A 22,386-nucleotide genomic window follows, 5' to 3' on the forward strand; every position below is an offset into this window, starting at 1 on the left:
AGGAGAAGAAAGGCGCAAATTCGAGACGGTCGAGAGCGGAGACACGGGAAGCGGAAGCATCTCTTGGCTTCACACGAAGGCATCCTGCGACACCTCCGGCCCTCCGTTCAGCCCCCAGCAGGACCGGCAGATTGCGGCGGTCTCTACAGGGGAAGGCTCGGTAAGGCAAGTCCCATCGCAACGAGAACTTCTAGACGCCTGCCGGTTTCGGCAGGTTCGGGAAAAAGCGTCGCATCGTCCGCTGGTGGCCGAACATCGAATCGTACTGCAGCAGACGGAAGTCGTTGATCAGCGGATCGATCCTGTCCTCGCGGGACCAATCGGCAATCTGTCCCGTCCGCGAGACGAGAAGGTGACGTTCGATCACGTCGTAGCTCCTGTCGATCCGGCCGAGGAAGCCGGTGTAGTAGGGATGCTCGATGCCGGCGGCCTGAAACAGTTTCAGGGGAATGAGCGACGGGCTGATCGAGCCGACATCCTTCATGGAGCCGGTACGGTTCGACCAGATCACCAGCGGCGTCTCTCGGTGTGCGGCAAGCGCCTCGGGCGGCTCGCGTCGCTCTGGCACCGGCTCCTTGAGGAAGCCCGTCTCGGTGTAGCCCTTGTTGAGCGGGGGCAGGTGATCGCCGAAGAAGACGATCAGCGTGTGCCTGTCGCGGGTCGCCGCCCAGTCGACCAGCCGCTTCAGGCTGCGGTCGGCATCGGCAATGCCCTCTGCGAAGGAGCGGATCGACTGGCCAGTCGTATAGCTGGCGACCGTGTCGACCTTCACCGTCGCATCGCGGTAGCGGTTCGGCTCGTAGGGACCGTGCCCCTGCAGGCTGACGGCGAAGGTGAAGAAGGGGCGTTCGGTCGCATCGGCGCGCCGGATGATTTCCTCGGTCAGCGCATCGTCCGACACCAGCGGTCCGCGCGAAGCCATCGGCGGCAGCTTCTCGATGCTGAGGAAGCGGTCGAAGCCGAACGATTCGTAAACGTGCTCGCGGTTCCAGAACCAGCCTTCGAAGGGGTGGATCGCAGTCGTCTCGTAGCCCTCGGCGCGGAAGAAGCTTGCCAGCGATGGCACCGGACCGCGCACATACTGCTGATAGGGAATGCTGCCATAGGGCAGGAAAGCATTGGAGAAGCCCGTCAGCGCCTCGAATTCGACATTCGCCGTCATGCCGCCGAACTCGGGCGAGAACATCGAGCCGGAGCGCAGCGCGCGCACGGTAGGCATGGGGTCGGGCGTGACGGTGGTGCCGGGCAGGAGCGTGGGGTCCCAGAAGGATTCGCTCATCACCACGATGACATCCGGCCTCTCCTGCGGCATCGAGACGGCGCCCTGCGCCGGGCGGATCGCGTCAAGGACATCGTCCTCGTAGCTCGGCGGCGCCTTGACCTTGGCCATCGGCATGTTGAGCGCAAAGGCGATGGCAAAGCCGTTGGAGGCGTAGTTCTCCTTCTGGTCCCACATCATGGGAATGATCTGCAGCCTGTCGCGCGTCCACGAGAAGGTGGCGAAGTCCATGATGGAGACGAAGAAGGCGAGCGCCGGCAGCACGACCACCAGGCGGGCGAGGCGAAGTCGCGGCCGGATCGGCGCGAAACTGCGCGCATGGCGCCAGAGCGCGACCAGAAGGATGACGGCCGCGATGCCGCCGATTGCGAGAAGCACGGCAAGAAGCGGACGCTCGGCGACAAGCAGCGGCATCAGTTCCAGTATCTGTCGCGCATAGAGGAAGTCGGCCGGATAGAGCGGGTCGCCGAGATAGAGCGACTTCTGATGGCCGATCGCCGCGAGCAGCAGCACGACGGGCGCAACGAGCAGGATGCCGTTGTGACGCCGGCCGAGCAGGGCATCGAGGCCGGTCAGGAGCAGCGTGAACAGCGCAATGGTCGTCCAGCCCGGCCGGAACGGCTGGCTGAAGAACTCGACGGTCGAACCCAGCGATCCGCGAAAGATCCACTCGACCGTAAAGACCAGCAGCGCTGAAAAGAGGATCGTGACGGCAAGCGATAGCGTGCAGCGCACGAGCGGACTCCGGGCAAGACGCCCGGCGCCCTTGCGTGCATCAGGCGCGCAAACAATCCCTGCCTGCGTGACAGCGTTATGCTTTGCCAACTCAAAACCCTCGATACGCGGAAGAACTGTCATGCCTGTGTCATGGTTCCGTCACAAAAAGCCAGAGCCTGTGGCGAAAGTGAGAAGCTTTGGCCGCCTTGGAGGGTATTTTTTCAGTGTGGCGCTGCGGCAGCTGTTTCCCATGCCGCCCTTGACTTGAGCCGCCGGCTTGGCCAGAGGGCAGTCGCAAACCAGACCGGAGACCCGCAAATGGCCATCGCATTCACCTTCCCGGGGCAGGGCAGCCAGGCCGTCGGCATGGGCAAGGATCTTGCCGACGCCTTTCCAGAGGCCCACGAGGTCTTCGCCGAGGTCGACGATGCGCTGGGCGAAAAGCTGTCGCAATTGATGTGGGATGGCCCTGAAGAGACGCTGACGCTGACCGCCAACGCGCAGCCTGCACTGATGGCAGTGTCGATGGCGGCGATGCGGGCGCTCGAGGCGCGTGGTTTGGTGCTGCAGGACAAGGTCGCCTATGTCGCCGGGCATTCGCTCGGCGAATACTCCGCGCTCGCGGCCGCCGGCATGTTCTCGATCGGCGATGCGGCCAGGCTGCTGCGCATCCGCGGCAACGCCATGCAGGCCGCCGTGCCGGCAGGAGAGGGCGCTATGGCGGCGATCATCGGATTGGACGAGGCAGAGGTCGAGGCCGCCTGCGTCGAGGCCGCCGCCGGCTCCGTCTGCCAGATCGCCAACGACAATGGCGGCGGGCAGCTGGTGATCTCCGGCGCCAAGCCTGCCGTCGAGCACGCGGCGCGGCTGTGCACCGAAAAGGGCGCAAAGCGCGCCCTGATGCTGACGGTTTCCGCCCCCTTCCATTCGCAGATGATGTCGCCCGCCGCCGAGACGATGCGCGAGGCGCTCGCGGGCGTGCAAAAGAACCGGCCGGCGGTGCCGGTGGTGGCGAACTTCGTCGCCCAGCCGCTCTCCGACCCGGATGAAATCGCGGCCCGGCTCGTCGACCAGGTGACCGGGCGCGTTCGCTGGCGCGAAACGGTCGAATGGTTCGGGGCCAATGGGGTGACTTCGCTTTACGAGGTCGGCGCCGGCAAGGTCCTGTCGGGGCTGGCGCGCCGCATCAACCGTGACATTTCCACCGCGGCCGTCGGCACGCCCGCCGAGGTCAAGGCTGCACTGGCAGCTCTTTCCTGATACATCAATCGCCATTCCGCCCCCATCGGGCGTTCTCTGGAGTCTGAACGAATGTTTGATCTGAACGGCCGCAAGGCGCTGGTAACCGGCGCAACCGGAGGCATCGGCGAGTCGATCGCGCGCGTACTTTACGCCAGGGGCGCAACGGTCGGCCTGCACGGAACGCGCGTCGAGAAGCTCGAGGCGCTGGCCGGCGAACTCGGTGAACGCGTCAAGATCTTCCCCGCCAACCTTTCGGACCGCGACGCGGTCAAGGAACTCGGCCAGAAGGCCGAGGCCGAACTCGAAGGCGTCGACATCCTCGTCAACAATGCCGGCATCACCAAGGACGGGCTTTTCGTGCGCATGTCGGACGCCGACTGGGATGCCGTGCTGGAGGTCAACCTGACCGCGGTTTTCCGCCTCACCCGGGAACTGACCCATCCGATGATGCGCCGCCGCCATGGCCGCATCATCAACATCACCTCGGTCGTCGGCGTGACGGGCAACCCGGGCCAGGCCAATTACTGCGCTTCCAAGGCCGGCATGATCGGCTTCTCAAAGTCGCTGGCGCAGGAGATCGCGACGCGCAACATCACGGTCAATTGCGTGGCGCCCGGCTTCATCGAGTCGGCGATGACCGACAAGCTGAACGACAAGCAGAAGGAAGCGATCATGTCGGCAATCCCGGCCCGGCGCATGGGTACGGGCGACGAAGTCGCCTCCGCCGTGGCCTATCTCGCGTCGAACGAGGCGAGCTACGTGACCGGCCAGACCATTCACGTCAACGGCGGCATGGCGATGATCTGATTGCCGGCGGGCACGCCACAAGTGCCCGGTTGCAGCGCAAACATGCGTGGATGAGCCCGAAAATTGGGCCGTTTTCGCCTTGGACGCGCGGGATTTTTCGTGTAATGCGCCAGCAACCCGGGGTTCAAGACCGGATTCCCGCCGGCTTCACTGGAACCGGCAATGAACATCTTTCAGCTTGATTAGCGCCATTCCGGCGGCTAACGAAGGCAGATAAACACAGGACGAGGATGCCCAAATGAGTGACACCGCAGAGCGCGTCAAGAAGATCGTTGTCGAACATCTCGGTGTCGATGCCGAGAAGGTTACCGAGCAGGCGAGCTTCATCGATGATCTTGGCGCAGACAGCCTCGACACGGTCGAACTCGTGATGGCTTTTGAAGAAGAGTTTGGCGTCGAGATTCCCGATGATGCCGCTGAGACCATTCTCACGGTCGGCGACGCCGTGAAGTTCATCGACAAGGCTTCGGCCTGACCGCCACGCCTATCGCCGGCAGATCGGGAGGACCAGCGATGCGGCGTGTCGTTGTGACAGGCATGGGGCTGGTTTCGCCCTTCGGCGTCGGTGTGGAACATGGCTGGAAACAGCTTCTTTCGGGGCGCAGCGCTGCGTCCCGAATCACTGCGTTCGACGTCGAGGACTACGCCAGCAAGATCGCCCACTCGATCCCGCGCGGCGACGGCTCGAATGCGACTTTCAATCCTGAAGCGTTTCTTGAACCCAAGGAACTGCGCAAGATCGGCGACTTCATCCTGTACGGGATTGCGGCTGCCGACGAGGCGCTGAAGAATTCCGGCTGGGAACCGAAGACCGAAGAGGAACGCTGCGCGACCGGCGTCATGATCGGATCGGGCATCGGCGGCATCGAAGGCATCGCCGAAAACGCGCTCATCCTGCAGGAACGCGGCCCGCGCCGCATCAGTCCTTTCTTCATCCCCGGCAACATCATCAACCTCGTCTCCGGCCAAGTCTCGATCCGGCACGGCCTCAAGGGTCCGAACCATGCCGTGGTGACGGCCTGCTCGACCGGCGCGCACGCCATCGGCGACGCGGCCCGGCTGATCATCTTCGGCGACGCCGACGTGATGCTGGCGGGCGGTACGGAAGCACCGGTCACGCCGCTGGCGCTTGCCGGTTTCGCGGCCTGCCGCGCGCTGTCCACCGGCCGCAACGACACGCCCGAGAAGGCTTCGCGCCCCTATGACGCCGATCGAGACGGCTTCGTGATGGGCGAGGGCGCCGGCGTCGTCGTTCTCGAGGAACTCGAGCACGCCAAGGCACGCGGCGCCACGATCTACGCCGAGGTGACCGGCTACGGCCTCACGGGCGACGCCCACCACATCACGGCACCCGCCGAAGACGGCGACGGCGCATTCCGCTGCATGACGGCCGCGCTGAAGCGGGCAGGCCTGTCGGCCGCCGACATCGACTACATCAACGCGCACGGCACCTCGACGATGGCCGACACGATCGAACTGGGAGCGGTGGAGCGTCTCGTCGGCAATGCGGCCTCGAAGATCTCGATGTCCTCGACCAAGTCGTCGATCGGCCATCTGCTCGGCGCCGCGGGTGCGGCAGAAGCGATCTTCTCGGTCCTCGCCATCCGCGACAATATTGCGCCGCCGACCATCAACCTCGATAATCCAGAGCGCGAGACGGCTATCGATCTGGTGCCCAACAAGCCGCGAGAGAGGCAGATCGACGTCGCTCTTTCCAACTCTTTCGGCTTTGGTGGCACCAACGCGTCGCTGATCTTTCAGCGCTACAACGGCTGAAGCCGCGGCAGCGCCGCGAATTTTGCCACATTCGAACTTAGTCTCGCGGCAGTTCTCTCAGCGCAGAGTTCGTCCGGAAGGCAATGTTGAGGCGACATGAACATGAACCCGGGAGATCGCGATTTCGGCCGGCGGGACGCACCGCCACAGCCGATTGTGCCCAAGACCGCCAGCGAGGCGCTGCGGCCCGAGAAGGGCACGCCGCCGCCGAAGCGCTCGCGCCGCTCGCGCAGCCAGATCATCGTGTTCATGAATTTCGTGGTCTCGTCGGTGATCCTCGTGGTGCTCGCCGCGGGAGTCGCGGTGTTTCTGGGCAAGTCCGAATTCGACGGACGCGGACCGTCGCAGACCACGGCCAACTTCCTGGTCAAGCCGAGCACCGGCGTCGCCGAGATCGCCGAGCAGCTGGAGCGGCGCGGCCTGATCAGCGACCAGCGGATTTTCCGGCTCGGCGTGCGCGCCTACGGTCATGACGCCAGCCTGAAGGCCGGCGAATACGAAATCCAGGCCGGCGCGTCGATGCGCGACATCATGATACTGCTGGAGAGCGGCAAGTCGGTGCTGGCCTCGCTGACCATCCCGGAGGGCATGACGGTCGAGCAGGCCTTCCAGAGGATCGCCGAGCACGAAGCGCTGACCGGCGAAATGCCGACTGAAATGCCCCCCGAGGGCAGCCTCATTGCCGATACGCAGCGCTTCACGCGCGGATCGACGCGCAAGCAGATCGTCGAGAAGATGCTGGCCGACCAGCAAAGGCTGGTCGAGAGTATCTGGAACCGTCGCGTGCAGGGGCTGCCCCTTGCCAACGTCAATGAGTTCGTGACGCTGGCCTCGATCGTGGAGAAGGAGACCGGCCGCAGCGACGAGCGCTCGCGCGTCGCCGCCGTCTTCATCAACCGCCTGAACAAGGGCATGCGCCTGCAGTCCGACCCGACCATTCTGTACGGTCTGTTCGGCGGCAAGGGGAGGCCGGCCGACCGGCCGATCTACCAGTCGGACATCGACAAGCCGACGCCCTACAACACCTATGTCATCGACGGCCTGCCGCCCACGCCGATCGCAAATCCGGGGCGCGCGGCTCTGGAAGCCGTAGCGAACCCTTCGAAGACCAAGGACCTCTACTTCGTTGCTGACGGCACGGGAGGGCATGTCTTCGCCACGACGCTCGACGTCCACAACGAGAATGTTGCGCGCTGGCGCGCTGCCCAGCGCAAGCTGGCGCAGGAAGCAGCCAAGGCCGAGGCTGAGAAGGCGGCATCCGGCGAGCCGGCGACCAGCGCCGAGTAGGCGCCGGCAGTCTGCGCGGCGTCAGGGGATGAGTTTTGAGGCCGGCGCTTTCCGCGCCGGCGCAGGGGGCGCGCCGACAGATGAACCTGCAAAGCATGACCGGCTTCGCGCGGGCCACGGCGGACCATGACGGCGTTTCGATCGCCTGGGAGCTGAAGTCCGTCAACGGCAAGAGCGTCGAACTGCGGCTAAGGCTGCCGACGGGCTTCGATCGCCTGGAAGCGTCGCTGCGGCAGGCAGTTCAGAAGCGCTTTGCGCGCGGCAATTTCCAGGCAACCCTGACCATTGGACGCGCGCCTGGAGCGCAGGCGCAGCCCGTCGTCAACGAGGCCTTCCTGAAGGACGTCGCAGGTCTTGCCGTCAGGCTGCAGGAGCAGTTTGGCGTGACGGCGGCGAGCGCCGACGGTCTGCTTGCTTTACGTGGCGTGCTCGAGGTGCCGGAAGCGATCGAAAGCGAGGAGACGCGTGCCGGGCTGGACGCAGCCATCGTCCAGGCCTTCGCCGAAGCGCTCGACGGGCTTGAGGCCGCCCGCCAGAGCGAGGGCGAGGCGCTGCGTGCGCTGCTGCTCGGCCACATCGACACCATCGAGGCCCTGGTAGTTCGAGCCGAGGCGGATCCGTCGCGTGAGCCGGCCGCGATCCGCGACAGGCTTGCCGGCCAGGTCAGGCTGCTTCTCGACGCCGCGTCCAATCTCGACGAGGCGCGCCTGCTCCAGGAAGCCGCCCTGCTCGCCACCAAGGCCGATATCCGCGAGGAGATCGACCGGTTGAACACGCATGTCGCTTCCGGGCGCGCCCTCCTGCAGAATGGCGGTGCAATCGGCCGGAAACTCGATTTTCTTGCGCAGGAATTCAACCGCGAATCGAATACTCTGTGTTCCAAGTCCAACGCAGCGGCCATTACGGCGATCGGCCTGGAACTGAAATCGGTGGTCGACCAGTTTCGCGAACAGGTCCAGAATCTGGAGTAGCGCATGAGCGCCGATACGAGCCCGATCCGCATCCGCCGTCGCGGGCTGATGCTGGTCCTGTCGTCGCCCTCGGGGGCCGGCAAGTCGACGATTGCCCGCAACCTGCTCGAGACGGATCCCGGCCTCGAGCTCTCCGTCAGCGTCACGACGCGACCCAGGCGCGGCAGCGAGATCGACGGCGTGCACTACCATTTCCAAACGCAGCGCGAATTCGACCGGCTGCGCGACTCCGACGCGCTGCTGGAATGGGCCGAAGTACACGGCAATTGCTACGCCACGCCCCGTGAGCCGGCGGAAGCCGCGCTGGTCGACGGGCGCGACATGCTGTTCGATATCGACTGGCAGGGCGCGGCTCAGCTCCGGGAAAAGATGCCGGTCGACATCGTCTCGATCTTCATCCTGCCGCCCTCCATGCGGGAACTTCGGGAGCGGCTGAAGCGGCGCGCCGAGGACCAGGATGCAGTGATCGACGCGCGGCTGAAGAACGCCAGGGACGAGATCGAGCACTGGCGCGACTACGACTATGTCGTCATCAATGACGACCTTGACCGTTCGTTCGCAGAGGTACGCTCGATCGTGACCGCCGAACGGTTGCGCCGCGACCGCAGGCCGGGCCTGTTCGATTTCGTCTCGGGATTGCTCGACGAAAAGGCCGGCTAGCTCAGGCTCCGGTGCCGGGCGCGGGGGTCCCTGCGGGCGCGTGGTGTTCGATCACCTGGACGATGTCGCCCCATTCGATCTCGGGATAATGCTCGCGCATCCCCTCCAGCATGACCTCGCGCGGCCACTCCGCCTCGCGGCCGAGAAACCGCGCAGCCTCCGACAGGGGCATGTCCGTGCAGCGGACGACCTCGACGATGACGGTGCGGTCCGGGTCGCCTGCGCAGACATAGCGCATCGGGCCGGGCGCGATGCGCGCCTCGCCAAACCGGACCGTCGCGGTCTTTTCGCCGCTGAGGATGAGGGGAAAGAGCCGGGCCACGACCGCCAGGCTCTGGATCGGAGGCGCTTCAGATGGCATTGGCGAGCGCCACGAACTCCGCGATCTCGAGCGTTTCGGCGCGCCGCGTGGGATCGATGCCGACCGCGGCGAGCAGTGCCTCGCCGCCCAGGCTCTTGAGGCTCTGGCGCAGCATCTTGCGGCGCTGCCCGAAGGCGGCCTCGGTGACGCGGGCGAGCTTGCGCACTTCGGCCGGCAGCGGCGCCGGGCGGGGCATGATGTGCACCACGGACGAGGTCACCTTCGGCGGCGGCGTGAAGGCCTGCGGCGGGACGTCGAAGGCAATGCGCGCTTCGGTGCGCCAGCCGGCGAGAACGCCCAGCCGGCCGAAGGCGTTGTCCGAGGGCTTTGCCACGATCCGCTCGGCAACCTCGCGCTGGAACATCAGCGTCATCGACTCGTAGAAGGGCGGCCACGCCGGCACGGTCAGCCAGCGCACGAGGAGCTCGGTGCCGATATTGTAGGGCAGGTTGGCGACGATCTTGACCGGCTGGCCGGCCGCGAGCGCCGCGAAGTCGGTTTTCAGCGCATCGCCCGACACGATCTCGAGCCGGCCCGGATAATGGTCGGAGACTTCCGCGAGCGCGGCCAGGCAGCGCTCGTCACGTTCGATGGCGACGACCCGCCGCGCGCCGTTCATCAACAGGGCCCGCGTCAACCCGCCGGGGCCGGGGCCGACCTCGATGACGGTCGTCTGCGAAAGGTCGCCTGCCGTGCGCGCGATCTTTCCTGTGAGGTTGAGGTCGAGCAGGAAATTCTGGCCGAGCGATCTCTTGGCACGAAGCTCATGCCTTTCGATGACCTCGCGCAGGGGTGGCAGGCCGTCGAGGCTCATGCGGCGAAGCTCCCGGTGTCGGCCAGCATACGCGCCAGTCGCAACGCGGCAATGAAGCTGTCCGGTTGCGCCGTTCCCGTGCCGGCAATCGCGAATGCGGTTCCGTGGTCGGGGGAGGTCCTGACGAAGGGCAGGCCGAGTGTCACATTGACGGCTTCGTCGAAGGCCAGTGTCTTGGCCGGGATCAGCGCCTGGTCGTGATACATGCAAATGGCCGCGTCATAGCCGGCGCGGGTGCGCGGGTGAAACATCGTGTCGGCCGGGAGAGGGCCATAGGCATCGATGCCTTGGGAGCGCAGGCTTGCGACCGCGGGTGCGACCAACGCCTCTTCCTCGCCACCCATCGCACCGCCTTCGCCGGCATGCGGGTTGAGGCCGGCAACCGCAAGCCGCGGATTGGCAATGCCGAAGCGCGCCGCCAGATCCCGCGCTACGACTTGCGCCGTTGTGACGATCAGTTCGATGCTGAGCGCGGCTGGCACCTCGGCCAGCGGGATGTGGATGGTAACCGGCACGCTGCGCAGGTCAGGACCGACCAGCATCATCACGGGGGTCTGCGCAAGGCCGGTGGCCTCGAAGGCGAGATGCGCGAGATATTCGGTATGGCCGGGAAAGCCGAAGCCCGCATCGTAGAGCGGCTTCTTGGCAATGGGGCAGGTGACGACGGCGGCAGCGCGGCCCGACATGACGTCGGCCACGGCCCTGTCGATCGCTTCGATGATGCCTGGCGCATTGGCGGCCGACGGCAGGCCCGGCGTATCGACGAAGGCAGCCTCCAGCGGGACCACCGGCAGGGCATCGGAAAATGCGGCCGCGGAGCCGGAAGGCGAGGTCTCGGCCAGCGGCGTGTCCAAGCCGATTTGACGGGCGCGTGATGAAATCAGCGCGGGGTCGGCAAGCAGGTAGAAGGGGGGCAGGGACAGCTCGACGCGCCGCTGCCAGGCGGCAAGCGCTATCTCCGGGCCGATGCCTGATGGATCTCCCACCGAGACGGCAAGCGGCAGCGCCGCGGCTGGATGACGCGGCATGTGCTGTCAGCGCTTGACGATATTCGCCTTCTCGCGAAGCTCTTCGGTGTATTTCTTGCTGAGGTCTTCCGCCTTGTCGTCCGTGGCGCCCTCCAGCTGGAACACCATCTTGGCGACACGGTCGTCGGAGACTTCGCGGCTGGAACAGATGCCGATGAACTCGACGCCGAGGTTGGTTTCCCGCACGCCCGTCGCGCCCCCGACCTTGGTCTTCTTGATCTGCTCGGCCCATTCGGGCGGCAACTCGGGTCCGAACTTGCGGCCGAGATCGCGGACCGTCACGTCGACCAGGCCCTTGGCGAAGTCACGCGTGCGTTCGCAGCCGGAAAAGCGGGCGCGCATGGCCTCTGCTTCGCGCTTGCGGCTCGCCATCTTGCCGCGCTCACTGGCCGGAACCACGAAGATGATATGCTGCAGCATGTATTCGGTGGCGGTAGGCTTCGTGCCGCCCTGCTTGAGCATGCGCTGAACGACGTCCTGCTCGCTCATGCTGCGAACTTCGCTGCGGTTGCGCGCCGCGAGTGCCTGGTTCCAGGCCATCTGCGAGCGGATGAATTCCTTGAAGTGCGCCTTGGTCACGCCGGACTGGGACATGATGCCGTCAAGCTGCTTGACCGTCATCTTGTTGCCTTTGGCGAAGCGGTTGTAGGCTTCCGTCACCGCGTCGTCGGTAATCCGGACACCGAGCCGCTGGGCTTCGGCATTGTGCAGCGCCTGATCGACCATGGCCTGTTCGGCCTCAGCGTTGAGGTTGCCCTTGCGGCGCTGCAGCTTGAGGAAAGCGACACGGCGCTGGATGTCGTAGGTGGTCACCGGAACCCTGTTGACGATCAACTTGATTTCGCTAGCCGCCGCCGGACCCGCCAGCGTCGTCAGTGACCCTATTGCCCCGACGGCGAAGAGCGCGAGGCTCGTCGATATGAGGCATTTCCTAACCGAAAGCATCCGATCCAATCCCGTCCTTTACCCTTCTGCATAGAATAGCGACGGATTCCTGCCCCCGCTATGCGGCGAAACGATGTCGGCACCTGCCCCGCCTCAGAGGTCGGCGGCAACAGAATTGCTGGAGGAGCCGAAATCGCCGATCGTGCGGAACGAAAGGTTGAAGCCGATGCTCTGCGACCGCTCGCGTGACTCGACATCGGTATTCTGGCTGTAGGTCATCAGATAGGTGAAGCACTCGTCGTCATAGGCAAAGCCGATCGAGTTCTTGACCATCACGTCCGACTCGAAGTCGTAGGTGCCGGAGCCGAAGACGCGCCAGGTTTCGAACAGCCGGGCCGAGGCGCCGAGCGAGAGTTCCCTGCGATCGTGGTCGAAGCCATAGAGCGGCTGCGCCTGGATGTAGGTGTAGCTGCTGGTCAGCGAGAAGATGTCGGTCGAATAGCCGGCCTTCAACTCGCCGCGGCGCATTTCCAGCGTCTGTTCGTCAAGCCGCGCGCTCAGCGAGGCAGAAACGCCATTGGGCGACGCGAAGCCGAACAAGCCGACGAAATCCGACGTATCCGTCTCAAGGCCCGAAGAGGCGCCGACATTGACGAGATCGGGCTGGGCAAACGAGTTCTCGCCCGCCACGTGATAGGACTGGCCGACGAGGCCATTGGTGGTCCAGCCGTTGGCGAAGGATCCGGAATAGCGGAAGCCGAAATTGGCGCGCGTCCCGCCCTCGATCCGGTCATAGCCGGAGAACTTGTCGCGCTCGAAAAGGGTGGAGGCGTCGAAGACGAAGCTCTGCGCATCCTCGTTGGGAATGCCGAGCGTGCTCTGATAGGCCGGATCGTTGCGCGCGAAGATCTGCGCCATCGGCTCGAGAACGTGGTTGGCGCTGGTCGAGGAGAACAGCACCGGGAAGCGCAGCTCCAGCCCGGCCGTCGCCAGGAAGCGGTGATAGGCCGAGCGGATATCGGAAGCGACGCCGATATCGGGGTTCGACGCCATCGAGTTGATGGCCGTTACGGAGTCAGAGCTGTAGTTCACCTGCATCGTGTCGGCCTGGAAGGCCAGGAGCGGCGTCATCACGAGGCCGCCATCGGTGGTGAAAGAGCGCTTCCATTCGGCTTCGGCCGTGATGCGGCTCGACGTTCCCTCGATGCCGCCAACCCGCTCAACGTTGGGGTAGGTCTCGGAGTAAGTCTCGTCCAGCGTGCCGCGGTCGATGACGCGGGCGTTGACGTCGAAATTCAGCTCGCCGCCGAAGACCGACTGGTCCGGCGTATAGGCGTAGTCGAAGCTCGGCAGCACCCAGGGCTGTTCGTCTGCGCGAGCGCCGGGCTCGTCGTCGAAGGCCTCTTCCTGCACCTCGAAATGCATGGCGCGCAGGTCGAAGAAGTTCCGGTCGTCGAGGCCGGTCAGGTAGACCTGCGAGGTGTGCACGTAATCATTGTAGCCGGCGATGCCGTAGGTGTGGGAAAAGTTCTTGTCGGACTGCAGCAGGACTTCCCAGCCAAAGTCCCAGCGTTCGTTGATGGCGAACTGGCCCTTGGTGCCCATCATGCCGCGCAGCCGGTTCAGGTCGCCATCGCGTCCGCGGTCAACCGTATCGACGTCGAAAGCCTTCGGATCGATTTGGTTGATGCCGGCGAAGTGAATGCTGTACTCGCCGTTGTTGAAACGCTGGCGCCATTCAGCCTCGGCCAGGAAACCCTGGGTGGTGAAGCCGGTGCCGGTCAGCGTCAGGTCGTAGGTCGGCGACAGCGCCAGATAGTAGGGGATCGATACGCCGACGCCGAGATTGCTGCCGTACCGGATGCCCGGCATCAGGAAGCCCGACTTGCGCTTGACCGTCGGGTCCGGAATCTCGAATGCCGTGATGTTGCCGAGCGGAACGCCGAGGAACTCGAAGGCGGAGTTCTCGAAGCGGATCGTCTTGGCCTTGCTGTTCCAGATGATTCGCTTGGCCTTCAGGCGCCAGACCGGGGCCTTGTCCGGCTGTTCCTCGCAGGGCTCGCAGGCAGTGTAGACGCCGTTGTTGAAGGTCGTCAGGAAGCCTTCGCGGCGCTCGGCGCTTTCAGCCGCGAAGTAGGTCTTGTCGACCGTCTCGACGCGCAGCGCATTGACGAAGCCGTCGCCGAAATCGTCGGTGACGTCGATCCTGTCGGAATAGATCTTGGTGCCGTCCGACTGCACGATCTCGACGTTGCCGATGGCGACCAGCCGGCGCGACGGACGATCATAGGTGATCTGATTCGCCACCAGCTTGTTGCCGCCATAATTGATCCGGACACCGCCGGTTGCGGTCACGCTGTCGTCGTTATTGTCATAGATGAGGGTGTCGGCTTCGAGCAGCATCTCGGAACCTTCCGGGATGCTTGGCGACAGATCGGCGATGGACTGGGCGAAGGAGGGTGCAGGGCTGAAAGCGCACGCAAGGACGCATGCGAGCGCTGTTGCGCCCATCAATTGCGTCACCCTTGTCGTTCTGCGGTCCAGCAATGCCGCAACCCCCACCTAACCGTCCTCCTTATAAAGCAGGAACGTCACACCGAAAAACATTGCCACTACGACTGGGATCCAGACCACGATGAATGGCGGCACGAATCCCGCGTTGCCGAACGCCTTCACAAGCACCGAGACCACATAAAGCAGAAACCCGGCCAAGACGCCACCCAGAATCATCGTCGCCGACTGGCCCATGCGCGCGAAGCGCATCGACACGGTTGCTGCGATCAGCGTCATCGCGACGAGAAGGAACGGCAACGCAAGGAGCGTATGGAACTGCGTGGCGAAGCTGTTCGCCCGCAGGCCGAACGATCGTGCGACCTCGATCTTCGCGGGCAATTCGTAGAACGGGATCGTATCCGGCCGCGCCAGCCGCTCCTGAACGAATTCGGGCCGCAGATTGGTGTCGATTCGGTCGGTCGCGACGACCGGCAACTGCTTGCCGTCGACGAGGCGACTCACAGTGTGGAGTTCCCAGTAGCCATCGCGCAGATACGCGCGGGCGGCGTCGCGACGCTCGACGATGTTGCCCTCCGCATCGAGCGAGAAGAAGACCACGTCGGACAGTTGCAGTCCGTTGTCGAGAACCGCCCGCGCACCGATGATGGTATCGCCGTCGGCGGTCTTCTGGCGCAGCCAGGGCGCCGTGAACGCCGAGACGGAATTCGAGTTGCCGGACCTGAACTGCGTTTCCAGCGCCTCCGACCGGGAGAAGGCATAGGCGGCGAGGGGGTTGAGCACGCCGACGGTCAGAATGCCGAACAGCAGGGCGCCGATCATGCACGGAAGCAGGAACTGCCATGCCGAGATGCCGGCCGAGCGGGCGATGACCAGCTCGTACTTGCGGTTCAGCGAAACCAGTGTGGCGATTGCCGAGAGCAGCCCGATGAAGGGCACCGTCTGCTGCATGATCATCGGCACCCGGAGCGCGGAAACCGCGAAGGCGAACTTTACCGTGAAACCGGGAAGTCCCGAGGTCCGGCTGGAGAACTCGGTGAAATCGATCAGCATGACGAGGGCGTAGATGCCGACGAAGTACCATGCCGTGATGGCGGCGTAGCGGGAAAAGAAATAGCGTCCGAGGGTCCAGCCCATTAGAGCGCGCCTCCCGACGAGGCGTCGCCGCCGGATCGCCAAAGGCGCATGAACATCATCCGGTCGCCCAGCCGGCGCAGCGTCGAAACCAGGCGGTCGACCAGCGCGACCGGCAGTTCCATTGTCCGGTTCGTCCTGATGAACCATGCCGATATCGCCATCGCCGCGAAGGGAATGGCATAGACGGCCGGCCACAGCCAGGCGCGTGTCTGCACCTGATTGGCCGCGAAATAGCCCATCCACCGGACGATCAGCGCGATGCCGATTGCCGTTACCAGCGGATTGATCCGGGCTTCCCGGTGAGAGCGGGCGTCACCGGCGACGGAGAGCGCGATCAGAGCAAATACAAGGGGATAGATCCATTCACTGAATCGACGGTGCAACTCGGCCCTGAAGGATTGCGGAGCGCGCTTGTAGACCGGGTCGTTGATATCCGGGTCCAGCAGGTAGCCGATCGTCTGGTCCTTGGGATAGAGCCGCGTCGCGCCGGACGCGGCCGAGAAGACAGAAAGATCGAAGGCGTAGGAATCGAAGTGGATGATGGATATGTCGCCGCCGGCAAGCTTCCGCTGGATTTCGCCGTCATTCATGACGAGCACGTCCTGGTCGTTGCGTTCGACCACCGCACCGGTCTTTGCATAGTAGATCAGGTCGGTTCCCTCGACGCGGGAATCGGCGACGAAGATTCCGCCGAGCCGGCCATCGGCCATGCGCTCGCCGATCTGGATGAACAGGCCATCCTCGATCTTGCGGAATGTGCCCTCCTGGATGACAAGCGAAAGCAGGTCGCCGCGCGCCGATGCCACCATTTCGCGGCCGCGCTGGCGCGCATAGGGATCGACCCCGTTGTCGACCGCGAAGGACACGATGCTGGCCAGCAGCGCGAGGACCACGACGGGGCGGATCGTCGTCCAGCGCGACGCACCGGAGGCGCTGATAACCACCAGTTCCGAATCGGTGTTCATCACGGAGAGGGTCTGCGCCACGCCGATGATGATGGCGAATGGCATGACGATCGGCAGCACCGAGGGCAGGATCAGCGAGGCGATCTCGAAGAAGGCGAGTGCCGACTGTCCGCTGTCGGTGACGAGATTGATTCGGGCCAGCACCTGGGTGGTCCAGACGATCGCCAGCGTCCAGATCAGCGACGCAAAGAAAAGGACCAGCGCGCGACGGAAAATATAGCGTTCAATGATTTTCATGAAGTCCGGACTTCGTCCCGGGGCTGTCGTGCCCGTTCGCACTGTTCACGCAAAGCGACCGAATGCAAGTAACCGCCCGGCGCCGCCGAGACAACCCGAGGCGGCCGATGCGGCACTCGTCGAGCAGATCGAATGTCGCCCCGAATGGCTAACGAAGCGGTAACGGGCGCGGTTAACAGTTCCTTGCCGCAGCCTGCGCTGTCCGTTTGCCGGCTCGTGCCTTGCAAAACAAGACAAAACCGCCAAATGTCCGTCAGCTACCACCTCATCCAGCAACGACAGGTCCGCAGATGACGCCGCAACCATCCATCAGTTTTGCCAAGATCGCTCCTTCGAAGAAAGGCAGCGCTGTCCTGCTCGCTGCCGAGAAAGGGGCAGTTAGCGATGCGGCCAAGGCCTTCGACCCATCCGGCGCGCTGAAGCGTGCTTTCGCGATAACGGCGTTTTCCGCGAAGCTCGCCTCGGTCGTGGAGGTCCTGGCGCCTGAAGGCTCGCCGCTCAATCGGCTGGTCGCGGTGGGCGTCGGAAAGGCCGACACCATTTCCGAACACGACTGGCTGAAGCTCGGCGGCGCCGTTGCCGCGCATTTTCGCAAGGCCGACGAAGTCGCTGTCGTCGTCGACCTGCCGGGCGCCAAGGCGAGTGCCGAGGACGCCGCGCGCCTTGCCGCCGGCATCAGGCTGCGCGCCTACACTTTCGACAAGTACAAGACCAAGAAGGACGAAAGCGACGGCAAGACGGACGACAACAAGGCGTCGAAGTTTACGATATTGTGCGCAAATCCGAGCGCGGCGAAGAAGGCGTTCGCAGCGATGGACGCCGTCGTGGATGGCGTGATCCTGGCGCGTGATCTCGTCAACGAGCCCGCCAACAAGCTCGGGCCGGTCGAATTCGCCGCGGAAGCCAAGGCGCTCGAGAAGCTCGGCCTGAAGGTCGAGATCCTGACCGAGAAGGAGATGACAAAGCTCGGCATGGGCGCCCTGCTGGGCGTCGCGCAGGGTTCGCCGCGCGGTGCCCGCATGGCGGTGATGCAGTGGAACGGCGGCAAGGCCAAGGACAAGCCGATCGCCTTCGTCGGCAAGGGCGTCACCTTCGATACAGGCGGCAACTCGATCAAGCCCGCTGCCGGCATGGAAGACATGAAGGGCGACATGGGCGGCGCGGCCGCCGTCGTCGGGCTGATGCGGGCGCTTGCCGGCCGCAAGGCCAATGCGAATGTCGTCGGCATCGTCGGCCTGGTCGAAAACGCTGTCGACGGCAACGCGCAGCGTCCAGGCGACATCGTCACGTCGATGTCCGGCCAGACGATCGAGGTGCTCAACACCGACGCCGAAGGCCGTCTCGTGCTGGCCGATGCGCTCTGGTACTGCAACCAGCGTTTCGAGCCTAAGTTCATGATCAACCTGGCGACGCTGACGGGGGCGATCATGGTCGCGCTTGGCCAGAGCCATGCCGGCTTGTTCTCCAACAATGACGAGCTCGCCGGACGGCTGACGGAGGCCGGGCAGCTGACACAGGAGAAGGTCTGGCGCATGCCGCTCGGACCCGAATATGACAAGCTGATCGATTCCAAGAATGCCGACATGAAGAACATCGGCGGGCGCTACGGCGGCTCGATCACGGCGGCGCAGTTCCTGCAGCGCTTCGTCAAGGAGACGCCGTGGGCGCATCTCGACATCGCCGGCACCGCGATGGGGTCGCCGACAAACGAGATCAGCCAGTCCTGGGCATCCGGCTACGGTGTCCGGCTGCTCGACCGGCTGGTCCAGGATTATTACGAGGGATAGCGCATTGACGCATTGGCGCAGCGATCCGGGGCAGCCAGGCCATGGCTGAGGTGCTGTTCTACCACCTGACCGAGTCGACGCTCGAGGACGCCTTGCCGGGCCTGCTCGAGCGCAGCCTTGCGCGCGGCTGGCGCGCCGTCGTGCAGTCCGGCACGGAGGAGCGGCGCGATGCGCTGGACGTTCACCTCTGGAGTTTTCGCGACGACTCCTTCCTTGCGCACGGCACCGACCGCGAGCCGCATGCTGCCGAGCAGCCCGTGCTGCTGACCATCGGGGCGGAGAACGCCAACGACGCGCAGATCCGCTTCTTGGTCGATGGCGCGGTCCCGCCCGACATCACCGGCTATGAAAGGGCCGTCTTCCTGTTCGACGGGCATGACGCATCGCAGGTCGAGGCGGCACGCGGCCATTGGAAGACCATGAAGGCCGGCGGCAACAGCGTGACCTACTGGCAGCAGACGCCCGAGAAGAAGTGGGAACGCAAGGCGTGACAGGCTTTAAGCGTAGCCGGACGGCCGGGCAGGGCTGACAATGCGGACGATCTTTCTCATCATCCTGCTCGCAGGCGTCGGCGCCGGCCTCGTCTATCCCTGGGCCGTGTCCAACTTTTCGGGCAGCGAGATCGGCAGCTGGCGCGTCCATGATCGCGGCGAGGGTTTCAAGCCTGTCGTGGTCCGGCTTTCGCCTGATATGGAGCCTGTGCGGGTTCTGGTCGACATGACCGCGATTGCCCCGCCGGAATTCGCCGCGGCAAGCACGGTTCTCACCCTTACCGCCACCAACGGTACTGGCACGGTGCTGGCCGACCGGCTGACCTTCGCTGAGGCCAAGCCGCAGGAGAGAAACCCGCAATTGCGCGAGAGGATCTACCGCGACGAGGCAGGCGTGATCGACGGGATCGAAGCGGGCGAATACACCTTCGTGGTCGGGCAGGGCGATGCCGAGGACATCCAGATCAAGTCGGTCGACCTCATCCTGCGTGGTGGCGCGGCAAGGCTCGACGCGCGGGTGCAGCCTGTCGGTTTCACCCTGGCCGCGGTCGGCTTCATAGGCCTGGTGCTGGCAATTCGCCGGCGCCGGCGCGTGCGCCGCCCAGCAGCTCCCGCGGCGACGCGCTGGGGCCGGAACGGCAATGGCGATGCCTGAGTGCGCGACATGAACTACCGCCACGCCTACCATGCCGGGAATTTCGCCGATGTGGTGAAGCACGTCGCGCTGACCCGGCTGGTCGAGTATCTGAAACAGAAGGACAAGGCGTTTCGCGTCCTCGACACGCATGCCGGCGTCGGGCTGTACGACCTGTCCTCCACTGAGGCCCAGAAGACCGGCGAGTGGCGCGACGGCATCGGCCGCATCCTGGATGCCACCCCCGGCCCGGCCGCCGCGGCGCTGCTTGCTCCCTATCTCGACGCCGTCCGGCAGCAGAACCCCGGCGGCGGCCTTGCCCGATACCCGGGATCGCCGAAAATCGTGCGCAGCCTGCTCCGGCCGCAGGATCGGCTATCGGCGATCGAACTCCATCCTCAGGATGCCGCCAGGCTCAAGGACAATTTCGCCGGCGACTTCCAGGTGCGTGTCATAGAACTCGACGGCTGGCTGGCGCTCGGCGCGCATCTGCCGCCGAAGGAAAAGCGCGGCCTCGTGCTGATCGATCCTCCCTTCGAGGAAGGCGGCGAACTCGAGCGCATGGTTGAAGGCCTTGTCCGGGCGTACCGGCGATGGCAGGGCGGGACCTACGCGCTGTGGTATCCGATCAAGGACCGCCGGGCCGTCTCTCATTTCAGGCAGATGCTCGCCGAATCAGGCGTGCCGAAAATCCTCGACCTCGCTTTTTCGGTCCGCGCTCCGTCGCATGAACCGCGCCTCGACGGCTGCGGGCTGGTCGTGGTCAATCCGCCCTATACGTTCGAGGCCGAGATGCGCGCCATTCTGCCGGTGCTGAAGCCTTTGCTCGCAGAGGGGCCGGGCGCCGGCTGGCGGCTCGACTGGCTGGCCGGTGAGCACAGGCCAGCTTGACCGCAACCTGGTGATTCCGCACAGTGGATTCCCTGATCAGACGAGGCCGACATGAAACGATTCCTCTCTTCCGCTCTTGCAGCCTTGATCGGCATAGGCGGGCTGTCCATCACGACCGTGACGAGCAGTGCGGCCGATCTGGGTACATATCGCGACGATTCGGGCATATGCGGCGAGCGCTGGGTGCTGAACAAGATCAGCAACCGCTTCAGCTATCAGGTGCGCCACGTGCCGCATCTGCCGCAGGTCCGCATCGACGACTTCTACTCGATCCACCAGCACCGCTACCTTCCGGCCCAGGACGACCGGCCGATCGGTCGCCGCTATTGCGGCGCCAAGGTTGCACTGTCGGACGGCCACAGCCGTGACATCTGGTATCTGATCGAGGAAGGTCTGGGGTTTGCGGGCGTCGGCGACAACGTTGAGTTCTGCGTCTCCGGCTTCGACCGCTGGCACGTTTATAACGGCCGCTGCCGCATCCTGCGCTGACCGGCCGGATGTGGCGCAGGGCTGCACGGGCCGCAGCCTTTCAGCTGGTTCTGCTCGTCGCGGCCGGCTGTGCGCCGGACGCGCAGGCGCCTGCCCAGGCGTCCGCCGGCGACGTCGGTCATCCGGTCGGTTCCGGCTTCGATTTCTACGTCCTGTCGCTTTCCTGGTCGCCGAGCTACTGCGAGGCCGAAGGCGAGGAAGCCAACCGGCAGCAATGCGGATCGGCTAGGCCCTACGCCTTCATCGTGCATGGCCTGTGGCCGCAGTTCGAGCAGGGCTATCCGGAAAGCTGTCCGACAGCCGAGCCAGACGTCGACAGGGCTACCCTTCGAACCCTCTACGACATCATGCCCTCGTCCGGGCTGATCCGCCATCAATGGCGCAAGCACGGCAGCTGCGCGGGCCTGGCGCAGCCCGACTACTTTTCCATGCTGCGGGCTGCGCGCAATGCGGTCGCCATACCGCCGGCCTATGAGCGGCTTGCCGACTACAGCTCGCCCGATCCGGACGATGTTGAAGCCGCCTTCATCACCGCCAATCCGGGACTGCCGCCCGACGGCGTGGCCGTCACCTGCGACCGGCGCTATCTGCGCGAGGTCAGGATCTGCCTGACCAAGGAGCTCGAGTTCCGATCCTGCCCCGAGATCGATCGGCGGGCGTGTCGCCGGGACAAAGCGGTCATGCCGCCGGTTCGTGGCGGATAGAATTTCACCGGCCTGTCCATTGTGGCTGCAATGGTCGTCGCCTAGCTTTCCCGGGCAAGCCTGCCCCTTATCCATGGAAATCAGTTCATGCCCAGACTTCTCTACGCTCCTGCCTCTCCCTACAGCGCCAAGGTCCGGATGGCGGCACACTATGCCGGCATCCCGCTGGACGCCGTCACTGTCGAAACGTCGGCGGAACCGGCCGAACTGATCGGCGCCAACCCGCTCGGCAAGATACCAGTCCTGGTCACCGACGAGGGGGAAGCGGTCTATGACAGCCGCGCCATCGTGCAGTATCTCAACCGGGCGTCGGGCGGCCGCCTGTTTTCGCGCAGCTTTGCCAAGCGGACCGAGGCCGAACGCCTCGAGGCGCTGGCCGACGGCATCGCGGACTGCGCACTGGCGCATGTCTATGAACGCCGCTCGCGGCCGGAGGCGGTCGTCCATCAGCCATGGCTGGACAAGCAGTGGACAAAGGTCCTGCGGGGGCTCGATCACCTCAACGCCAACCCGCCCTCGCTCGGCAAGAAGCTGACGGCGGGACACATCGCTCTTCGCTCGACGCTGGCCTATCTCGACCTGCGCTTTGCCGGAAAATGGGAGAAGGGCAGGGGTCGCCTGCGCCGCTGGGCGGCACGTTTCGACCAGAAGTTCCCGGAACTGAAGGGCCTGTTGCCGTCCTGACCGGAGGCCGAAAAAAAAAGCCCGGGCGA

The 22,386-nt window shown here is 64.8% G+C and carries 22 protein-coding genes; 14 read left to right on the forward strand and 8 right to left on the reverse strand.

Annotated elements, in window-relative coordinates; translation table 11 throughout:
* Positions 1-190 precede the first annotated feature (190 nt).
* Positions 191-2,137 carry an LTA synthase family protein gene (locus tag ACT2BZ_RS15335; protein WP_457935998.1) on the reverse strand — a complete coding sequence of 649 codons (1,947 nt, stop codon included), beginning with the start codon at positions 2,135-2,137 and terminating at the stop codon, positions 191-193.
* Between the two features lie 177 nt (positions 2,138-2,314).
* On the opposite strand from ACT2BZ_RS15335, the gene fabD reads away from it, so the two are divergent.
* The 7 genes from fabD (at position 2,315) to gmk (ending at position 8,739) form a co-directional block, all read left to right on the forward strand.
* Positions 2,315-3,256: an ACP S-malonyltransferase gene (gene fabD, locus ACT2BZ_RS15340; protein ID WP_457935999.1), complete on the forward strand. Its 942-nt coding sequence runs from the start codon at positions 2,315-2,317 to the stop codon at positions 3,254-3,256.
* Between the two features lie 51 nt (positions 3,257-3,307).
* On the forward strand, positions 3,308-4,045 hold the full coding sequence (gene fabG, locus ACT2BZ_RS15345) for a 3-oxoacyl-[acyl-carrier-protein] reductase (protein ID WP_457936000.1): 738 nt from the start codon (positions 3,308-3,310) through the stop codon (positions 4,043-4,045).
* Positions 4,046-4,283: 238 nt separating this feature from the next.
* Entirely contained in the window at positions 4,284-4,520 is a 237-nt protein-coding gene (locus ACT2BZ_RS15350; RefSeq protein WP_457936001.1) for an acyl carrier protein, read from the forward strand.
* A gap of 38 nt (positions 4,521-4,558) precedes the next feature.
* Positions 4,559-5,821: a beta-ketoacyl-ACP synthase II gene (gene fabF, locus ACT2BZ_RS15355; protein WP_457936002.1), complete on the forward strand. Its 1,263-nt coding sequence runs from the start codon at positions 4,559-4,561 to the stop codon at positions 5,819-5,821.
* A 96-nt stretch (positions 5,822-5,917) separates the two neighbouring features.
* Positions 5,918-7,108 carry an endolytic transglycosylase MltG gene (gene mltG / locus ACT2BZ_RS15360; RefSeq protein WP_457936003.1) on the forward strand — a complete coding sequence of 397 codons (1,191 nt, stop codon included), beginning with the start codon at positions 5,918-5,920 and terminating at the stop codon, positions 7,106-7,108.
* An 80-nt stretch (positions 7,109-7,188) separates the two neighbouring features.
* Positions 7,189-8,079 carry a YicC/YloC family endoribonuclease gene (locus ACT2BZ_RS15365; protein ID WP_457936004.1) on the forward strand — a complete coding sequence of 297 codons (891 nt, stop codon included), beginning with the start codon at positions 7,189-7,191 and terminating at the stop codon, positions 8,077-8,079.
* A gap of 3 nt (positions 8,080-8,082) precedes the next feature.
* Positions 8,083-8,739, forward strand: coding sequence for a guanylate kinase (gene gmk / locus ACT2BZ_RS15370; RefSeq protein WP_457936005.1), 657 nt, complete (start codon positions 8,083-8,085; stop codon positions 8,737-8,739).
* A 1-nt stretch (position 8,740) separates the two neighbouring features.
* Here gmk and ACT2BZ_RS15375 read toward each other — a convergent pair whose 3' ends face one another.
* The 7 genes from ACT2BZ_RS15375 to lptF form a co-directional block, all read right to left on the reverse strand.
* Positions 8,741-9,100 (reverse strand): ASCH domain-containing protein, encoded by a 360-nt coding sequence (locus tag ACT2BZ_RS15375; protein ID WP_457936006.1) that lies wholly within the window; start codon positions 9,098-9,100, stop codon positions 8,741-8,743.
* Positions 9,090-9,914, reverse strand: coding sequence for a 16S rRNA (adenine(1518)-N(6)/adenine(1519)-N(6))-dimethyltransferase RsmA (rsmA, locus tag ACT2BZ_RS15380; protein WP_457936007.1), 825 nt, complete (start codon positions 9,912-9,914; stop codon positions 9,090-9,092). The genes ACT2BZ_RS15375 and rsmA overlap by 11 nt, the downstream gene beginning before the upstream one ends.
* Positions 9,911-10,942, reverse strand: coding sequence for a 4-hydroxythreonine-4-phosphate dehydrogenase PdxA (gene pdxA / locus ACT2BZ_RS15385; protein ID WP_457936008.1), 1,032 nt, complete (start codon positions 10,940-10,942; stop codon positions 9,911-9,913). Before pdxA ends, rsmA begins: the two co-directional genes overlap by 4 nt.
* A gap of 6 nt (positions 10,943-10,948) precedes the next feature.
* Positions 10,949-11,887, reverse strand: coding sequence for a peptidylprolyl isomerase (locus tag ACT2BZ_RS15390; protein WP_457936009.1), 939 nt, complete (start codon positions 11,885-11,887; stop codon positions 10,949-10,951).
* Positions 11,888-11,980: 93 nt separating this feature from the next.
* Positions 11,981-14,338, reverse strand: a complete 2,358-nt coding sequence (locus tag ACT2BZ_RS15395; RefSeq protein ID WP_457936010.1) for an LPS-assembly protein LptD — start codon at positions 14,336-14,338, stop codon at positions 11,981-11,983.
* Between the two features lie 51 nt (positions 14,339-14,389).
* Positions 14,390-15,475: an LPS export ABC transporter permease LptG gene (gene lptG, locus ACT2BZ_RS15400; RefSeq protein WP_457936011.1), complete on the reverse strand. Its 1,086-nt coding sequence runs from the start codon at positions 15,473-15,475 to the stop codon at positions 14,390-14,392.
* Complete coding sequence (gene lptF, locus ACT2BZ_RS15405; RefSeq protein ID WP_457936012.1) at positions 15,475-16,677, reverse strand: LPS export ABC transporter permease LptF; 1,203 nt, start codon at positions 16,675-16,677, stop codon at positions 15,475-15,477. The genes lptG and lptF overlap by 1 nt, the downstream gene beginning before the upstream one ends.
* A 290-nt stretch (positions 16,678-16,967) precedes the next feature.
* Here lptF and ACT2BZ_RS15410 point away from each other — a divergent pair, with 290 nt between their 5' ends.
* From ACT2BZ_RS15410 to ACT2BZ_RS15440, 7 genes are all read left to right on the forward strand, one after another.
* Positions 16,968-18,464, forward strand: a complete 1,497-nt coding sequence (locus ACT2BZ_RS15410) for a leucyl aminopeptidase (protein ID WP_457936013.1) — start codon at positions 16,968-16,970, stop codon at positions 18,462-18,464.
* Positions 18,465-18,505: 41 nt separating this feature from the next.
* Complete coding sequence (locus tag ACT2BZ_RS15415) at positions 18,506-18,955, forward strand: DNA polymerase III subunit chi (protein ID WP_457936014.1); 450 nt, start codon at positions 18,506-18,508, stop codon at positions 18,953-18,955.
* Between the two features lie 40 nt (positions 18,956-18,995).
* Positions 18,996-19,610, forward strand: a complete 615-nt coding sequence (locus ACT2BZ_RS15420; RefSeq protein WP_457936015.1) for a hypothetical protein — start codon at positions 18,996-18,998, stop codon at positions 19,608-19,610.
* Between the two features lie 9 nt (positions 19,611-19,619).
* On the forward strand, positions 19,620-20,480 hold the full coding sequence (locus ACT2BZ_RS15425) for a 23S rRNA (adenine(2030)-N(6))-methyltransferase RlmJ (RefSeq protein WP_457936016.1): 861 nt from the start codon (positions 19,620-19,622) through the stop codon (positions 20,478-20,480).
* Between the two features lie 51 nt (positions 20,481-20,531).
* On the forward strand, positions 20,532-20,969 hold the full coding sequence (locus ACT2BZ_RS15430) for a hypothetical protein (protein WP_457936017.1): 438 nt from the start codon (positions 20,532-20,534) through the stop codon (positions 20,967-20,969).
* A gap of 8 nt (positions 20,970-20,977) precedes the next feature.
* The gene (locus ACT2BZ_RS15435) at positions 20,978-21,673 is read left to right on the forward strand and encodes a ribonuclease T2 family protein (protein WP_457936018.1); all 696 of its coding nucleotides are present in this window, start codon (positions 20,978-20,980) and stop codon (positions 21,671-21,673) included.
* A gap of 87 nt (positions 21,674-21,760) precedes the next feature.
* On the forward strand, positions 21,761-22,357 hold the full coding sequence (locus tag ACT2BZ_RS15440) for a glutathione S-transferase (protein WP_457936019.1): 597 nt from the start codon (positions 21,761-21,763) through the stop codon (positions 22,355-22,357).
* Positions 22,358-22,386: the final 29 nt, after the last annotated feature.

The sequence above is a fragment of the Mesorhizobium sp. 10J20-29 genome (genome assembly GCF_054130485.1).